This is a genomic window from Streptomyces sp. NPDC005898, assembly GCF_040629635.1.
In the GTDB taxonomy this organism is placed as follows: domain Bacteria; phylum Actinomycetota; class Actinomycetes; order Streptomycetales; family Streptomycetaceae; genus Streptomyces.
The window spans coordinates 72854-87673 of the sequence record NZ_JBEXWC010000027.1; the positions used below are offsets into that span (position 1 = coordinate 72854).

A 14820-nucleotide genomic window follows, 5' to 3' on the forward strand; every position below is an offset into this window, starting at 1 on the left:
CGATCAGGACACGCAGGCCATGGACGGGACCGGACGCCACCGCCACCGAGGCGCCCCGGTCAGGACAGGCACGTGCTCGGTGTCGCGTGCTGCGGATCCAGCGCGTTGGCCACCTCGTGGTGGGCGACGCGGTCCAGGGTGCCGATCGCCACGTGCTCCGCCACATCGGCCCCGCACAGGTCCTGGACGGTCACGTTGCGCACTCCGGGACCGTCCAGGAACTGGCTGCGGTAGGGGGTGACCACCTCGTCGTATTTAGTGGCGATGACGGTGTAGCGCACGCCCGGCACGGTGTCCCCGCCGGCGTTGAGCCTGGTCAGGAAGGGTGAGCCGGCGATCTGGTCGGCGAGGGCCGGGGTGTTCGTGGTGAGCAGGTCCTCGATGCCCGGGAAGTACGGCAGCAGGCGGGTGAGGCCGAGCAGGGTGGTGCCGTGGTTGTCGGGCGCGAGGCCGATGAGGGCGTTCACCTTGGCGGCGCCGCCGAGGAACTTGAGGTAGTGGCGGGGCATCATGCCGCCCTGCGAGTGGCCGACGAGGTCCGCCTCCTTCGCGCCCGTCGAGGCGAGCACCTTGTCGACGAAGTCGTCGAGCTGCTCGGCGGACTTCTCGATGGGGCCGAGCCCGTGGAAGAACGGCACGTCCTTCAACTGGCCGTAGTCCAGGGAGTAGACGCAGTAGCCGCGCGCGACGAGGTAGGGCGCGAGGACGAGCCAGTTGTCGACGGAGTTGCCGAACGTGCCGTGCACGAGGACGACCGGGCGGGGGTGGGCGGCGGAGGGCCGGCAGGTGTAGTCGTTCCAGCCCCGCGATGTGGCGGCGGCCGCCTGAGGGGCGGCGTTCGCGGTGGCGGCGGGGGTGAGGGTGGCCGCACCGGTGAGAAGCAGGGCGACGGCGAACGCGCGCAGCGCGCGTCTTAGGGGCAGCATCGGGCGATCTCCTCGCGGCAGGGGAAAGAGGGGGGTACGCCCTGTGATCCGGATCGACAGGATGCCGTGCACACGTCAAATTACGCGCCGGTAGATGAAGAGTGAAGCGGCGCGTCACGACAACTTCCGGCACCGCCGACGGGGCCCTCGACCCGCGTCAGGCAGGGGCACGGGCGATCCCGGGCGCCCCCGTCCCCCTCCCCCCGCGTCACGCCGCCAGCGTGCCCGGCACGATCGTGCCGGGGCCGAACTTTTCCCGGGCCCGGTCGGCCACCTCCTCGATGCGGCGGGCCTTCTCGTCCGCCGGGTCGAACGTGAGCTGGTGGGCGGCCTGTTCGGCCGGGCCGAGCCCCTCGGCGCGCAGGGCCACGGCGCGCACCCGGGCCCGCTGGAGACCGAGCGCCTCGTACGCGCGGTAGGCGGCCGTGGTCAGCGCGGTGGAGTGCGCGGTCGGCTCCGGCAGGGTCCTGGTGCGCACGGTCGTACTGCGGTCCGCGTACCGCACGGTGAGGGTCAGCGCACGGCACACCTGGCCCTCGGCGCGCATCCGGACACCCAGTTCCTCGGCGCCGGACAGCAGGGCGCGGCGGTGCCGGAAGGGGTCGAGCTCGTCTCGGGGGAAGGGCCGTTCGACGGCGAGCGAGCGCGCGGCGGAGTTCGGCACGACCCGGGTGCGGTCGACGCCCCGCGCCTTCTCCCGCAGCTCACGGCCCGCGCGGGCGCCGACCAGCCGCTGGAGGGTGGACAGGGGCGCGGCGGCGACCTTCCCGAGGGAGTCGAGGCCGTACTCGCACAGGGTGCGGGCGGTGGCGCGGCCGATGCCGGGCAGGTCGCCGACGGGCCGCTCGGCGAGGAACTCCCGTACGCCGTCCGGGCCTTCCGGCACGGCGCGGGTCACGCCGGGGGCGGCACCACGGGCGGCCATCCGCGCCAGCATCGGGCCGGGTCCGGCGCCGATCGCGCACTCCACCCCGTACAGCGCGAGCGCCCGCACCCGGATCAGCGGGGCCAGCTCGACGGCGCTCCGCCCGAAGTACCGCCGCGCGCCGCGCAGGTCCAGCAGGGCGGCGTCGGGCGGGAGCGCCTCGACCTGGGGGGTGAACTCCCCGAGCATGCCGAGCAGTTGGGGGAGGGCGGCCTCGTACATGGGCGTCAGCAGGAAGCGCACGTAGAGGGTGCTCGCCGCGCCGCCCGCCACACCGCCGACCTCGCCGCCCACTCCCTCGCCCACCTCGCTGCTCGCCCCCCTGCTCATCTCACCGTTCGTCTCGCCGTTCATCCCGCGCTCCCCGGACTCCGGTGCCAGAACTTCCTGGTGCCGCCCGCCGCCCCCTCGCCCGCCGGACGGAGATCCGCCCAGGGGTGCATCTCGTACCCGGTGGACATGCGGACGCGCCGCCCGCCCGGCCCCGGCCCCGGTCCCGGCCCCTGCTCGGATGCGGGGTCGGGCTCGGGCGTCGGCTCCGGTTCCGCCAGCCGCAGCGCCACCGCGTCGAGGCCGCCCTCCTGACGCACCTCCACCAGTTCCGCGAGGTTCCACGCCGCCGCGCCGACCACGCTGAGGCTGCGCGGTCCGCGGCGCTGCACCACACCGCGCACCAGCAGCAGCCAGGAGTGGAAGACGGTGTGCGCGCACCGCTCGTGCGCGTCGTCGAAGAAGGCGAGGTCGACCAGGCCCGTGCCGTCGTCCAGGGTGGTGAAGATGACCCGCCTGCCGGAGCGGATCGGCGGGGTCTGGGTGGCCGCCTTGGCGCCCGCGACCAGGACGGTCGCGCCGTGTTCGGCCTCCCGCAGCCGCCGGGCGCTGAGCACGCCCAGTTCCGCGAGGAAGGCGGCGTGGTCGCCCATGAGATGGCGCGAGGAGTCCATGCCGAGGACGCCCAGTTCGGCGCTGAGCCGCTCCGCCTCGTCGAGGTCGGGCAGGCCCGCGGGCGCCGTCTCGCGCCCGCCGGACAGGGGCAGTTGGGCGCCGGCCGCGCCCCGGGCGCCCCGCCGCAGCTCGGCGAGGTGCAGTTGCAGGTCGCGGCGGTTGGCGCCGAACGCGTCGAGCGCGCCGACCTGCGCGAGCCGCTGGGCGACCGGCTTGGAGGGGCGGGCCCGCTCCCAGAAGTCGACGAGGGAGGCGTAGGGCCGCCCGTCCGCGATGCGCGCCGCCTCGGCCTCGCTGATGCCGTGCACGTCGCAGAGGGCGAGGCGCAGGCCCCACATCCGCCGGGGCTCGGACACCAGTTCGATACGGTGGGCGACCGCGGACCGGTTCACGTCCACCGGCAGGATCGGCACCCCGCGCCGCCGCGCGTCCGCGAGCAGCAGCCGCTTCGGGTACATCCCGGGGTCATGGGTGAGCAACCCGGCGTAGAACGCGGCCGGGTGATGGGCCTTCAGCCACGCCGACTGGTACGTCGGCACGGCGAAGGCCACGGCGTGCGCCTTGCAGAAGCCGTACGAACCGAAGGCCTCGACGATCTCCCAGGCGCGGGCGATCGTCGGGGCGTCGTACCCCTTGGCCGCCGCGTGCCGCGCGAACCACAGGCGGATGCGCCCCTGCGACTCGGGGTCGGAGAGCCCGCGCCGCACCTGGTCCGCCTCGTCGCGCCCGCAACCGGTCATGATGTCCACGATCTGGATGATCTGCTCGTGGAAGACGACGACGCCGTAGGTCTCCCGCAGCGGCTCGGTCAGGTCCGGATGCGGATAGCGCACGGGCGCGCGGCCGTGCCTGGCCTCGATGAAGGGGCGCACCATGTCGGCCGCGACCGGGCCCGGACGGAACAGGGAGATGTCCACCACCAGGTCGTGGAAGGTCGAGGGCTGCAACCGCCCGACCAGGTCGCGCTGGCCCGGCGACTCGATCTGGAAGCAGCCGAGCGTCTCGGTGGACTTGATGAGCCGATACGTCGCCGGGTCGCCCGGCGGCACCGCGTCCAGGTCGACCCGCTCCCCCGTGGCCCGCTCGACCTCCGTCACCGCGTGCGCCATCGCCGACTGCATCCGCACGCCGAGCACGTCGAGCTTGAGCAGGCCGAGGTCCTCCACGTCGTCCTTGTCGAACTGCGACATGGGCAGGCCCTCGCCGCTGGTGGGCACGACGGGCGTGCGGGCGAGCAGCGAGGCGTCGGAGAGCAGCACCCCGCACGGGTGCATGGCGACGCCGCGCGGCAGCGCGTCCAGCGCCTCGACCAGCTCCCACAGCCGGTCACGGCCGCCCAGCTCCTTCGCCACCGCGCGCAGTTCCGGCAGTTCCGCCAGCGCGGAGCGGGCGTCGCGGGCGCGGATGTGCGGGAAGGCCTTGGCGAGCTTGTCGATCTCGGCCGGGTCCATGGACAGGGCCGCCCCCACGTCGCGTACGGCGTGCCGTACGCGGTAGGTCTCGGGCATGGCGACCGTGGCGACCCGCTCGGCGCCGAAGCGGCCGATGATCGCGCGGTAGACCTCCAGGCGGCGGGCCGACTCGACGTCGATGTCGATGTCGGGCAGCACGTAGCGCCGCTTGGACAGGAACCGCTCCATGAGCAGCCCGTGTTCGACGGGGTCGGCGTGCGCGATGCCGATGAGGTGGTTGACGAGGGAGCCGGCGCCGGAGCCGCGCGCGGCGACCCGTATCCCCAGCCCGCGTACGTCGTCGACGACCTGGGCGACGGTGAGGAAGTAGGAGGCGAAGCCGTGGTGGGCGATGATGTCCAGCTCGCGGTGCATCCGCTCCCAGTAGGCGCGCCGGGAGTCGTAGCCGCGCAGCACCATGCCCGCCGCCGCCCGGGAGGCGAGGACGCGCTGCGCGGTGCGCCGCCCGGCGCCGACCAGACGCGGTTCGGGGAAGCGGACGGAGCCGATGCCGAGGTCGTCCTCGGGGTCGACCAGGCACGCGGCGGCGGCCGCCCGGGTCTGGTCGATCAGCCGGTGGGCGGTGTCGCGGCGGAACCCGGCGGCCTCCACGACCCGTTCGGCGACGCGCAGCATGGCGTCCGCGTCCTTCAGCCAGCGTTCGCCGCCGTCGAGTCCCTTGGCCGGGTCCACCGGGACGAGGCGGCGGGCGGCGTCCAGGACGTCGGCGACGGGGCCCTGACCGGGGTCGGCGTAGCGCACGGCGTTGCTCAGGACGGGTCGTACGCCTTGTTCGGCGGCGAGGCCGAGGGTGCGCGCGGCCAGCCGGAGGGAGCCGGGGCCCGTGCCCTCGCGTCCGTGCCAGACCGTCTCCAGGCGCAGGTCGTCGCCGTACCGCTCGCGCCAGGGCGCGAGGAGCCGGGCGGCGCGGTCGGGGCGGCCGGCGGCGAGCGCGCGGCCCACGTCGGAGGCGGGGCCGAGCAGCACGGTCAGGCCCTCGCCGTGGTTCTCCTCCCACGGCAGGACGGGCCGCCCCTCGGCGGCGGCGTCCCGGTGCGCGGCGCTGACCAGGCGGCAGAGCGTGGCCCAGCCGGTGGCGCCGTCCCGGGCGAGGTAGGTCACGCGCGGGGTCGACTCGTCGATGAAGGCACCGCCGCGCACAGGGGTCCGGCGCCGCTCGCCCCTGGCCGGGGCGGGCTCCCCCACCGCCAGCTCGGTGCCGAACAGCGGCCGCACGCCGGCCTTCGCGCAGGCCTTGGCGAACCGGACGGTGCCCGCGAGGGTGTCCCGGTCGGTGAGCGCGAGGGCGTCCATGCCCCGGTCGGCGGCGCGCTCGGCCAGCCGCTCCGGGTGCGAGGCGCCGTACCGCAGGGAGAACCCGGAGGCGGTGTGCAGATGCGTGAACCCGGGCACACGCACCTCCTGTCACCCTCAACCGATCCGATCCCGTATCCCCCACCTCCACCATAGACCAAGTTTCGAACGCTTGTACGACATGCGTGCGGGGCCCACCCCACGGCACCGCCGCGTCACCCGTCCGGCCCCTCCCACCTGCGCGGACGACCGGTGCCCTGGAGCGTGGGGGCATGAGGTTCGCCGACGAAATGAAGAGCGCCGTCACGCCGCGAGCAGCCCTGCTCGTCCTCGGCGTACTCGCCCTGCAGCTGCTGTTCATCGCCTCCTACGTGGGCGCGCTGCACGACCCGAGGCCCAAGGACGTGGCCTTCGGGGTGGTCGCCCCCAAGGAGGCGGCCCAGCAGACCGCCGACCGGCTGGAGAAGCTGCCCGGCGAACCGCTGGACCCCCGCGTCCTCGCGGACGAGGCCGAGGCCCGCCACCAGATCGCGCGCCGCGACATCGACGGCGCCCTGCTCGTGGACCCGCGCGGCACGACCGACACCCTCCTGGTCGCCTCCGGCGGTGGCACGGCGCTCTCCAGGACCCTGACCTCCCTCCTCACGGAGGTGGACGCGGCCGAGAAGCGCACGGTGAAGACCGTGGACGTGGCCGCCGCGTCGGACCAGGACTTCAACGGCCTCTCGTCCTTCTACCTGATCGTCGGCTGGTGCGTCGGCGGCTATCTGTGCGCGTCGATCCTCGCGATCAGCGCGGGCTCCCGCGCCGCCAACGTGCCGCGCGCGACCATCAGGCTCGCCACCATGGCGCTCTACTCGATCATCGGCGGCCTCGGCGGCGCGGTCATCATCGGGCCGATCCTCGGGGCCCTGCCCGGCAGCATCATGGGCCTGTGGGGCCTGGGCGCCCTGGTCGTCTTCGGGGTCGGCGCGATCACGCTCGCCCTCCAGGCGCTCACCGGCATCATGGGCATCGGCCTGGCCGTCCTCATCATCGTCATCGGGGGCAACCCGAGCGCGGGCGGCGCCTTCCCGCTGCCGATGCTGCCGCCCTTCTGGAAGGCGATCGGGCCCTGGCTGCCGCCGGGCGCCGGCACCTGGGTGGCGCGCTCCATCGCCTACTTCGAGGGGAACGCGATCACCGGGCCGCTCCTGATCCTGGCCGCCTGGGCGCTCGTCGGCGTCGTCGTCACCCTCGCCCTGTCGGCCCGGCGCGGGCGGCCGGTCAACGGCTCGATCGACCTCAGCGGCACGCACTACGGCAGGACGTGAGCCCCGCCCCCCGTCGCTCGCGGGCGGGGGCGGGGCTCATGGCGTCCGGCGGACTCAGCCGATCCGAGCGCCGTAGGCGCTCAGCGCCTCCGGCACCGGCTGGAAGAAGGTCTCGCCTCCCGAGGAGCAGTCGCCGCTGCCGCCCGAGGTGAGACCCAGCGCGGTGTCCCCGGCGAAGAGGGGGCCGCCGCTGTCGCCGGGCTCGGCGCACACCGTCGTCCGGATCAGGCCGTCGACCCGGCCCTCCTGGTAGTTCACCGTGGCGTTCAAGGCGGTGACCTCGCCGTCGTGGACCTGCGTGGTGCTGCCGCTGCGCCGCACCTGCTGCCCGACGGTGGCCTCGCCCGCCCTGGTGATCGCCTGGGCGCCGCCGTCGTAGAGGTTCACCTCGCTCGGGTGCGGGATGTCGGCCGTGTACTTCACGAGGGCGTGGTCGTCGCCCGGGAAGCTCGACTCCCGCGTATCGGCGATCTCCTGGCCGCCCTCGGTGGCGGACCAGCTCTTGACCGCGTTGCCGCAGTGGCCCGCCGTCAGGAAGTAGGGCTCACCGCCCTTGACGACGTTGAAGCCGAGCGAGCAGCGCGAGCTACCGCCCCAGATCGCGTCGCCGCCGGCGATGAACACCTTGTACTCGCCCTTGCCGCGCCGGAGTTCGGCCTTGCCGCCGAGGCCCTTCACGACCGAGGCGACCTTGTCGAGCGCGGCGCCCCTGACCGTGCGGTCCGCCGTGAGCACGACCTTGTTGGCGGCCGGGTCCATCGCCCACGAGGTGCCGGGGACGGCCGCCTCGCGGTCGAGCACGGCGCGGGCGCCCGCCAGCTCAGCCAGGGAGTTCCCGACGATTCCGGCCCTGCCGCCCGCCGCTTCGACGGTGTCCGCCGCGCGCTCGTCCAGCACGTTCACGACGAGCGTGCGGGACGCGGCGTCGTAGTACGTGCCGGCCGCGGCCGGGCCCAGGTCCTTGCTCAGGGCCGAGGCGAGCTTTCCGGCCTGCGCCGCCGAGAGGATGTGCGGTGCCGGCTCGGGCGGCCTCTCGCTCGCGTTCGCACTCTGGAAGGTGGCTCCCGCGGCGATCAGCGCGGCGATGCCCGCGCCTGCCACGGCGGTCCGCCGCTTGGGTGTGCGTCGGTGGTTCAAGGCTCACGACCTTCTGTGTGTGGGGGGAGAACGACCCGCTCGGCGTGGGGGCCTGAGGGGTCGTGAGGCGTACGCGGCACAGATGGAGGCATGCCCGAACAGCGGCGTTGTCACGCGGTGATGACCGCGTCCATGCCCATCGCCTCGTCCACTGTCCCGACGCCGCGCGGTCGCACACAAGGTCCACTTCAGGACGCGCACGCGAAAGCGGCAGTGCGCCCTTCCGCTCCCCCACGCCGTCCCCGGCGCGAACACCGCGTCCGCGACGGGGACGAGCCCCCACCCGGTGGCCGGGTGGGGGCTCGTCGTGCTGCCGGTACGACCGGTGCCGTGGCCGCTGGTGCTCAGTACACGCTCACGTTGTACGCGCGCAGCGCCTCGGTGACCGGCTGGAAGAAGGTCGTGCCGCCGGACGAGCAGTTGCCGCTGCCACCGGAGGTCAGACCGAGCGCCGTGGAGCCGGCGTACAGCGGGCCGCCGCTGTCGCCGGGCTCGGCGCAGACCGTGGTCTTGATCATGCCGTAGACGATGTCGCCGCCGCCGTAGTTCACGGTCTGGTTCAGCGCGGTGACCCGGCCGCTGTGCGTACCGGTGGTGGAACCGCGGCGGGTGACGGTCTGGCCGACCGTGGGATCGGCGGCGGTCGTGATGTCCTGACTGCCCACGGTGCCGGACTTGGTGATCGAGGTGTTGGTGTAGCGCACGATCCCGTAGTCGTTGGTCGGGAAGCTGGAGCCGTACGTGGTGCCGAGCACGGTGGTCTTCGCCGAGTCGGCCCACCACGTGCCCGCGCCGTCGGTGCAGTGCCCCGCGGTCAGGAAGTAGTAGGTGGTGCCGTTGCGGACGTTGAAGCCGAGCGAACAGCGCCAGCTGTCGGCGTAGATGGCGTCGCCGCCGGAGATGTACTTCTGGAACTTGCCCGGGGTGCGCTCGATCTTCAGGGCGCCGGCGTTGGACCCGGCGGCCGCCTTGAGCTTGGCGATCTCCGCCTTGGACACCGTGCTGTCGGCGGTGACCACGACCTGCTTGGTCTTGGGGTCGATGCCCCAGGCGGTGCCCGCGACGTCGGCGCCGAGCACCGCGTCGCTGGCCTGTTCGAGCTGCGAGGCGCTGAAGGTGGCCATGCCGTCCTGCGCGCTCGCCGCGGGTACGGAGAGCGCGCCGGCGGCGAGCAGAGCGGTGGCCGTCGCGAGCAGGCGGGTACGTCTCACCAGGCCGGTGTGGGGGATGGTGCGCTTGATCCTCACGTTGTTCCCTCCCGAGGGAAGTCAGTGGGTCCTTGTGGGTTGAGGACCCGTGAGGCGCAGCCATGGAGCAGACCCGGGTTCCGCATACGCCGTGCTCCTGACAAGCGCTGCTCGGGAGTATTGAGGGGCGAGGACCAGCCGCACAAGGGCGCCTTTCAGCCGTCCGACCGGCCGCCGGACCGCCGCCCCCAAGGGCCGGTCCGGGGTTTCCCGGAGCCGGCCCAGCCCTCTTCCCGGAGCCGGGGTTCAGCGCTCCAGGACGTTCCGCTCCCCCGCCGCGATCTCCGTCGCCAGGGTGTTGCCCGGCGGCGGGAAGGGGCAGACGAAGTGGTCGGCGAAGGCGCACGGCGGCAGCAGCGCCCGGTTGAAGTCGACCGTGGTGCGCCCCTTCGCGTCGGGCGCGGCGGGCCGCAGGAACCGGAAGCGGTAGCTGGACGTGCCGCTGGTGGCGTCCGCGAAGACGGCCCAGAGCGAGCCGTCCGCCTCGACGCTCACCTGGAGCGTGTGCTCGGCCTCCCCGAGCCGGAAGGCCAGCTCCCCGTCGAGGCCGAGGCCCCGCTCCTTGCCGTCCGCGTTGCCGACCTTGACGGTGCGGTTCTCCCCGTACGGCGTGAAGCGCCCCGGCACGGCCCAGCGCGCGTCGTGGGCGGTGGCGTCGATGCCCTGGAAGGCGCGGCGCGTGGCGGCGTGCGGGTCGAAGACGCGCACCGCCCACAGGCCCTCGCGCCGGATGACGACGAGCCGGCGTTCGCCGTGGGCGACACGGGCGGTGGCCGGGCCGCTGTCCGCGCCCAGCCGGACCTCGCCGGTCAGGGGGCGGCCGTCGACGGTCAGACCGTCCCCGGCCCCGGCGCTCAGGACGACCGCGTCGGCCGTCCCGGTCCACCGCCCGGGGATGTCCAGAATTGAACCGTCCGGATGGTCCGCGAGCCAGTGCGTGCCGGTGAGCGAGAGCGGCCCGTAGGGGGCCGCGACCGTCTCGGCGCGCTGTTCGTGCCAGCGCCGCCAGTCCTCCGCGGCGTCGGGGTCCGGGGCGCTCGGGGCGTGCTCGGGGTGCTCGTTGGTCATGAGGGTCAACCCTTCCATACGGGCTCGCGCAGCCCGAGGTGGGAGCGCAGCGTCGCGCCCCGGTATTCCGTGCGGTGCGCGCCGCGTTCCTGGAGCAGGGGCACCACCTGGTCGACGAAGTCGTCGAGGCCGCCGGGCGTGAGGTGCGGGACGAGGATGAAGCCGTCGGCGGCGCCGACGCGCACGAACTCCGCCATCTCCCGCGCGACCGAGCGGGCGGTGCCGATGAACGACTGGCGGGCGGTGGTCTCGATGACGGTCTGCCGGATGGACAGCCCCTTGGCCTCGGACAGGGCCCGCCACTTGCGGGCCACCGCGAGCGGGTCGGCGATCCGCACCCGGCCCTGGGCCAGCTCGGACGAGGGGTCCGGGTCGAAGGCCGGCAACGGCCCGTCCGGGTCGTACGAGGAGAGGTCCACGCCCCAGACCTGTTCGAGGGCGAGGATCGCGTTCTGCGGGGAGACCTGCCGGCGGCGGATCCCGGCGGCCTTCTCCTGCGCCTCGGCCGCGGTGTCCCCGAGGACGAAGGTGACGCCGGGCATGATCTTCAGGTCGTCGGGGGACCGCCCGTACGCCGCGAGGCGCCCCTTCACATCGGCGTAGAAGGCGCGTCCGGCCTCCGGGGTGCCGTGCCGGGTGAAGACCACGTCGGCGGCCGAGGCGGCGAACTCCCTGCCCTCGGGCGAGTCCCCCGCCTGGATGACGACGGGGTGCCCCTGCGGGGAGCGCGGTGCGGTGAACTCGCCCTCCACATCGAAGTGCTCCCCGTGGTGCGCGAAGGGCCGCGCCCTGCCCTCGGGCGTCCAGGAGTCCCACAGCTGCCTGGCCGTCGCGAGGAACTCCGCGGCCCGGGTGTAGCGGTCCGCCCGGTCCAGGTAGCCGCCGCGCCGGAAGTTCGCGCCGGTGAAGGCGTCCGAGGTGGTGACGATGTTCCAGGCGGCGCGGCCCGCGCTGAGGTGGTCCAGGGCGGCGAACCGGCGGGCCAGTTCGAAGGGTTCGTTGAAGGTCGCGTTGACGGTGGCGGCGAGGCCGAGCCGCTCGGTGACGGCGGCGAGGGCGGCCAGGACGGTGAGCGACTCGGGTCTTCCGACGACGTCCAGGTCGTGGATGCGGCCCTTGTGCTCGCGCGGGCGCAGCCCTTCGGCGAGGAAGAAGAAGTCGAACAGGCCGCGCTCGGCGGTGCGGGCCAGCCGCTCGAAGGACGAGAAGTCGATGTGGGAGCCGGACGCCGGGTCGGACCAGACGGTGGTGCTGTTGACGCCGGGGAAGTGGGCGGCGAGATGGACCGGCCTGCTCACGACCGCTCCCCCGCGGGCACGGCGTGGCGGTTGGCGGGCCGGGGGAGCCCCAGGTGCTCCCGGAGGGTGCTGCCCGGGTAGAAGGTGCGGAACAGGCCGCGGTGCTGGAGCAGGGCGACGGTTCCGTTGACGAGCCGCTCCAGGTCGCGGCGCGGCTCCACCGGCGTCAGGTGGAAGCCGTCGACGGCGCCCGCGCGGTGCCAGTCGGCGATCAGCTCGGCCAGGTCGACGGGCCCGCCCCGGTACACCGGCCCCTCGGCGGTGGGCAGCGGCCCTCCCCCGTGGCCCGGTTCGGCGGCGCACTCGCCCCCGCCGAGGTCGACGACGAGGGCGGCGAGCACCCGCAGCGTGTCGGGGTCGCGGCCGGAACGGGCGGCCAGCGCCCGCAGTTCGGCCCGCGCGGCGTCGGCCCGGCGGGCGGAGGCGGCCCGCACCAGGGCGACGTCCGCGTGCCGGGCGGCGATCTCGCGGGCGGCCGGCACGGTGGCGTCGACGACCCGTACGGGGTGGCCCTGGGGCGGCCGCGGCACGATGGAGGGGCCCCGCACCGAGAAGGTGCGGCCCGTGAAGTCGACGTGGTGCAGTTTGTCCCGGTCGATGAAGCGGCCGCTCGCCGCGTCCCGTATCTCCGCGTCGTCCTCCCAGCTGTCCCAGAGCAGCGCGGCGGCCTCGGCGACCTCGCCGGCCTCGCGCCACAGCTCCTCGCGGGGCGCGGCGCGGCGCCGCCCGAAGAGCCGCGCCTCGGCCTCGGTCTCCGACACGCCGAGGAGCCAGCCGGCCCGCCCCCGGCTGACCCAGTCGAGGGTGGCCACGGCGGCCTGCACGTGGAACGGCTCGGTGTGCGTGGTCGTGACGGTCGGCACGAGCCCGACGCGGCCGGTGGCGGGCGCGATCCGGGCGGCCACGGCGAGCGCGTCCGGGCCGGGCCGCGCGAAGGAGTCGCCGAGCGTCACGAAGTCCAGGGCGCCGCGCTCGGCCAGCAGCGCCAACTCGGCGTAGGGGGCGGCTTCGTGGACGCCCGGCAGGTCGATGGCGGCGGCGAGGTGGAGGGCGCCGCGGCAGGGGGCACCAGGGGATGGGGTCATCGGGTGGGGGGCCTTTCGCTGGGGCGAGTCATAAGGGGGGGTCAAAGGGGAAGTTCGGCGGGGAAGGCGGGGCCACGTGGTCACCGCGCGGCTCCCAGGACGTCGAGGACGGCACGCGCGGTGGCGTCGTTCTGCCGGAAGGAGGGGCTGTTGGTGCGCGGCCGGGTGAAGGCGCCGGCGCCGCGCGCGTCGGTGTGCGGGCCGAGCGCGAAGCGGCGGGGGTGTGCGGCGCCCGCGCGGTCCAGGACGCGCCCGTCGGCGGGGTCCACGGCGAGCAGCCCCGCCGGGGTCGGGGCGGCCCCTTCGGCGTGCAGGGCGCGCAGCAGCGGGTCCCGGGTGCGGGCGAGCGTGGGGCGGGGCAGGCGGGCCTCGACGAGGGCGCGGGCCTCGGTGACCTGGCCGGGCAGGGTGGGGCTGCGGGCGCGGAACACGCCGTCCTCGGCGCTCACCCGGACGTCGGCGCCGAGGAAGCGCACGACACCGGCGCGCGAGAGGGCGAGCAGGTGCCGCAGCCGCGGCCCGGGCGGCCCGGACGCGAGGAAGCTGAAGAAGCCGTGCCACCACGGCCCCACGTCACCGAGGCGCACCAGTTGTCCGTAGGCGGACAGAAGTGCGAGGAAGACGGCGAGGTCGGGGCTGTGCCCCGGATCGTGCCGGCGCGCCAGGTCGGCGGCGATGTGAGCGCGCACGCCCTCCTGGAGTTCCTCGTACGAGGTGGGGCGCACCCCGGCGAGCGGCCGGTCGAGGGCGGCGAGGTCGAGCCGGTCGGCGGGGTCGGGCACGGCGGAGGCGACGAGGGCGGCCAGCTCCGGGCTGCCGGGCGGGCAGGCCCCGTACTTCTCGTCGAAGTCCGTCCAGGCGACGGCGGTGCGCTCGGGGTGGGCGGTGAAGAGGCGGTGGTAGTGGGCGAAGCCGAGTTCTTTGCCGATGAGCGGCCACACGTCACGGCGGAAGTCGGGCGGCCGCGGCCCGGCGAGGAGTGCGTCGATCTCGGCGGGGCCCAAGTAGCGGGGCAGCGGCGGCGGTTCCCCCGTCCAGTCGTAGCCGATCTTGGAGTGGTAGGGGACGCCGCGCCGGGAGCCGACGTACAGCACGGGCTCGCGCCCCGAGGGCAGGTACCGCTCCCCTTCGTGCCGGCCGCCCCGGCCCTCGGTGAGGAGCACCATCAGGTCCACGAAGGCGAGGCCGAGGCCGCGCACGATGACGGGCTCGCCCGGGGCGAGCGGCGACAGATCGCTGTCGGCGGTGAACTGGGGCGGCAGGTACACGAGCCCGTTCCGCGCCGCGTACTGGACCAACTCCCGCTGCTCGTCGTCCGGTTCGGCGTCCAGGTGACCCTGGGCGAGGACGACCGCGTCGGCGGCGAGCGGCTCGGCGACGCCCTCCAGCCACACCTCCTGGCGCCCGTCGGGCGGCCCGGTGACCCGTAGCGCCCTGCGCCGGTGGTGGTGGACGGCGGTGCCGGGCGGCAGGGCGGCGACGGCCTTCTCGTACACCCAGCGCAGATAGCCGCCCTGCTCGCGGCGGCCGACGAAGGTGTGCCCCGCGCGGCCCGTCCACTCGTCCAGCGCGGGTCCCGGCAGGACCGGTCCGGCGATCTCCACCGTGTCGTCCGTGAACATCGTGACGTCATCGGCCCGCGAGTTCATCCACAGGAGCGGCGACTGGTCCTGCCGCCAGACGCGGCCCCCGCCGGGCGGATGCGGGTCCACGAGGTGCAGGTCAAGGCCGGGACCGCCGTACAGCTCGGGCGCGTTGGCCGCGAGGCGCTCCAGGACGCCGGTGCCGCGCGGCCCGGCGCCGACGATCACCAGCGAGGCACGGGCGGGAGCGGGAGCGGGAGCGGCCGCAGAGGTGACGGTGCCGCAGGGCGGGAGAGCACCGGAGGTCGGCGGAGGGCCGGAAGGGGTGAGGGGGTCGCGAGGCATGCGGAAGGCTCCGTGGATGCGGGGGATCGAACACGGGTGGTGCCTTCACACGGACCGAGCCCCTCAGCACGGTCCGCCGTCGAGATTACGGGGCCTCTCGCGTGCCCTGTCAAGGCTGTCCAGGATATGAGCGGTGCGTCTCACGGCAGTTGACGGGGAAACGGATGCCTGTTCCACTTAGCC

The 14820-nt window shown here is 74.5% G+C and carries 10 protein-coding genes; 1 reads left to right on the forward strand and 9 read right to left on the reverse strand.

The annotated features are described in order from the left end of the window. Window positions 1-59: 59 nt before the first annotated feature. The 3 genes from ABZ385_RS28410 to ABZ385_RS28420 form a co-directional block, all read right to left on the reverse strand. The gene (locus tag ABZ385_RS28410; RefSeq protein ID WP_358913712.1) at window positions 60-926 is read right to left on the reverse strand and encodes an alpha/beta fold hydrolase; all 867 of its coding nucleotides are present in this window, start codon (window positions 924-926) and stop codon (window positions 60-62) included. Between the two features lie 208 nt (window positions 927-1134). Next, window positions 1135-2073: a hypothetical protein gene (locus tag ABZ385_RS28415; protein ID WP_358913733.1), complete on the reverse strand. Its 939-nt coding sequence runs from the start codon at window positions 2071-2073 to the stop codon at window positions 1135-1137. A 128-nt stretch (window positions 2074-2201) separates the two neighbouring features. Continuing rightward, entirely contained in the window at window positions 2202-5660 is a 3459-nt protein-coding gene (locus tag ABZ385_RS28420; RefSeq protein WP_358913713.1) for a DNA polymerase III subunit alpha, read from the reverse strand. A gap of 173 nt (window positions 5661-5833) precedes the next feature. Here ABZ385_RS28420 and ABZ385_RS28425 point away from each other — a divergent pair, with 173 nt between their 5' ends. Further along, a complete protein-coding gene (locus ABZ385_RS28425; RefSeq protein WP_358700584.1) occupies window positions 5834-6874 on the forward strand; it encodes a DUF3533 domain-containing protein in 1041 nt (346 codons plus the stop codon). 54 nt (window positions 6875-6928) lie between these two features. On the opposite strand, the gene ABZ385_RS28430 is transcribed toward ABZ385_RS28425, so the two are convergent. The 6 genes from ABZ385_RS28430 to ABZ385_RS28455 form a co-directional block, all read right to left on the reverse strand. Continuing rightward, window positions 6929-8011 (reverse strand): S1 family peptidase, encoded by a 1083-nt coding sequence (locus ABZ385_RS28430; RefSeq protein WP_358588166.1) that lies wholly within the window; start codon window positions 8009-8011, stop codon window positions 6929-6931. A gap of 344 nt (window positions 8012-8355) precedes the next feature. Then, complete coding sequence (locus ABZ385_RS28435) at window positions 8356-9207, reverse strand: S1 family peptidase (protein ID WP_358913734.1); 852 nt, start codon at window positions 9205-9207, stop codon at window positions 8356-8358. A gap of 297 nt (window positions 9208-9504) precedes the next feature. Continuing rightward, window positions 9505-10326, reverse strand: coding sequence for a DUF1684 domain-containing protein (locus tag ABZ385_RS28440; RefSeq protein ID WP_358913714.1), 822 nt, complete (start codon window positions 10324-10326; stop codon window positions 9505-9507). A gap of 5 nt (window positions 10327-10331) precedes the next feature. Continuing rightward, window positions 10332-11624, reverse strand: coding sequence for an NtaA/DmoA family FMN-dependent monooxygenase (locus ABZ385_RS28445; RefSeq protein ID WP_358913715.1), 1293 nt, complete (start codon window positions 11622-11624; stop codon window positions 10332-10334). Then, window positions 11621-12709: an LLM class flavin-dependent oxidoreductase gene (locus ABZ385_RS28450; protein WP_358913716.1), complete on the reverse strand. Its 1089-nt coding sequence runs from the start codon at window positions 12707-12709 to the stop codon at window positions 11621-11623. The genes ABZ385_RS28445 and ABZ385_RS28450 overlap by 4 nt, the downstream gene beginning before the upstream one ends. 80 nt (window positions 12710-12789) lie before the next feature. Next, on the reverse strand, window positions 12790-14637 hold the full coding sequence (locus ABZ385_RS28455; RefSeq protein ID WP_358913717.1) for an FAD/NAD(P)-binding protein: 1848 nt from the start codon (window positions 14635-14637) through the stop codon (window positions 12790-12792). Window positions 14638-14820 lie beyond the last annotated feature (183 nt).

Excerpts from the sequence above, each read along its gene's own strand:
- ABZ385_RS28410 (WP_358913712.1), bottom strand. The coding sequence starts at position 926 with ATGCTGCCCCTAAGACGCGCGCTGCGCGCGTTCGCCGTCGCCCTGCTT.
- ABZ385_RS28415 (WP_358913733.1), bottom strand. The coding sequence starts at position 2,073 with ATGTACGAGGCCGCCCTCCCCCAACTGCTCGGCATGCTCGGGGAGTTC.
- ABZ385_RS28425 (WP_358700584.1), top strand. The coding sequence starts at position 5,834 with ATGAGGTTCGCCGACGAAATGAAGAGCGCCGTCACGCCGCGAGCAGCC.
- ABZ385_RS28440 (WP_358913714.1), bottom strand. The coding sequence starts at position 10,326 with ATGACCAACGAGCACCCCGAGCACGCCCCGAGCGCCCCGGACCCCGAC.
- ABZ385_RS28450 (WP_358913716.1), bottom strand. The coding sequence starts at position 12,709 with ATGACCCCATCCCCTGGTGCCCCCTGCCGCGGCGCCCTCCACCTCGCC.
- ABZ385_RS28455 (WP_358913717.1), bottom strand. The coding sequence starts at position 14,637 with ATGCCTCGCGACCCCCTCACCCCTTCCGGCCCTCCGCCGACCTCCGGT.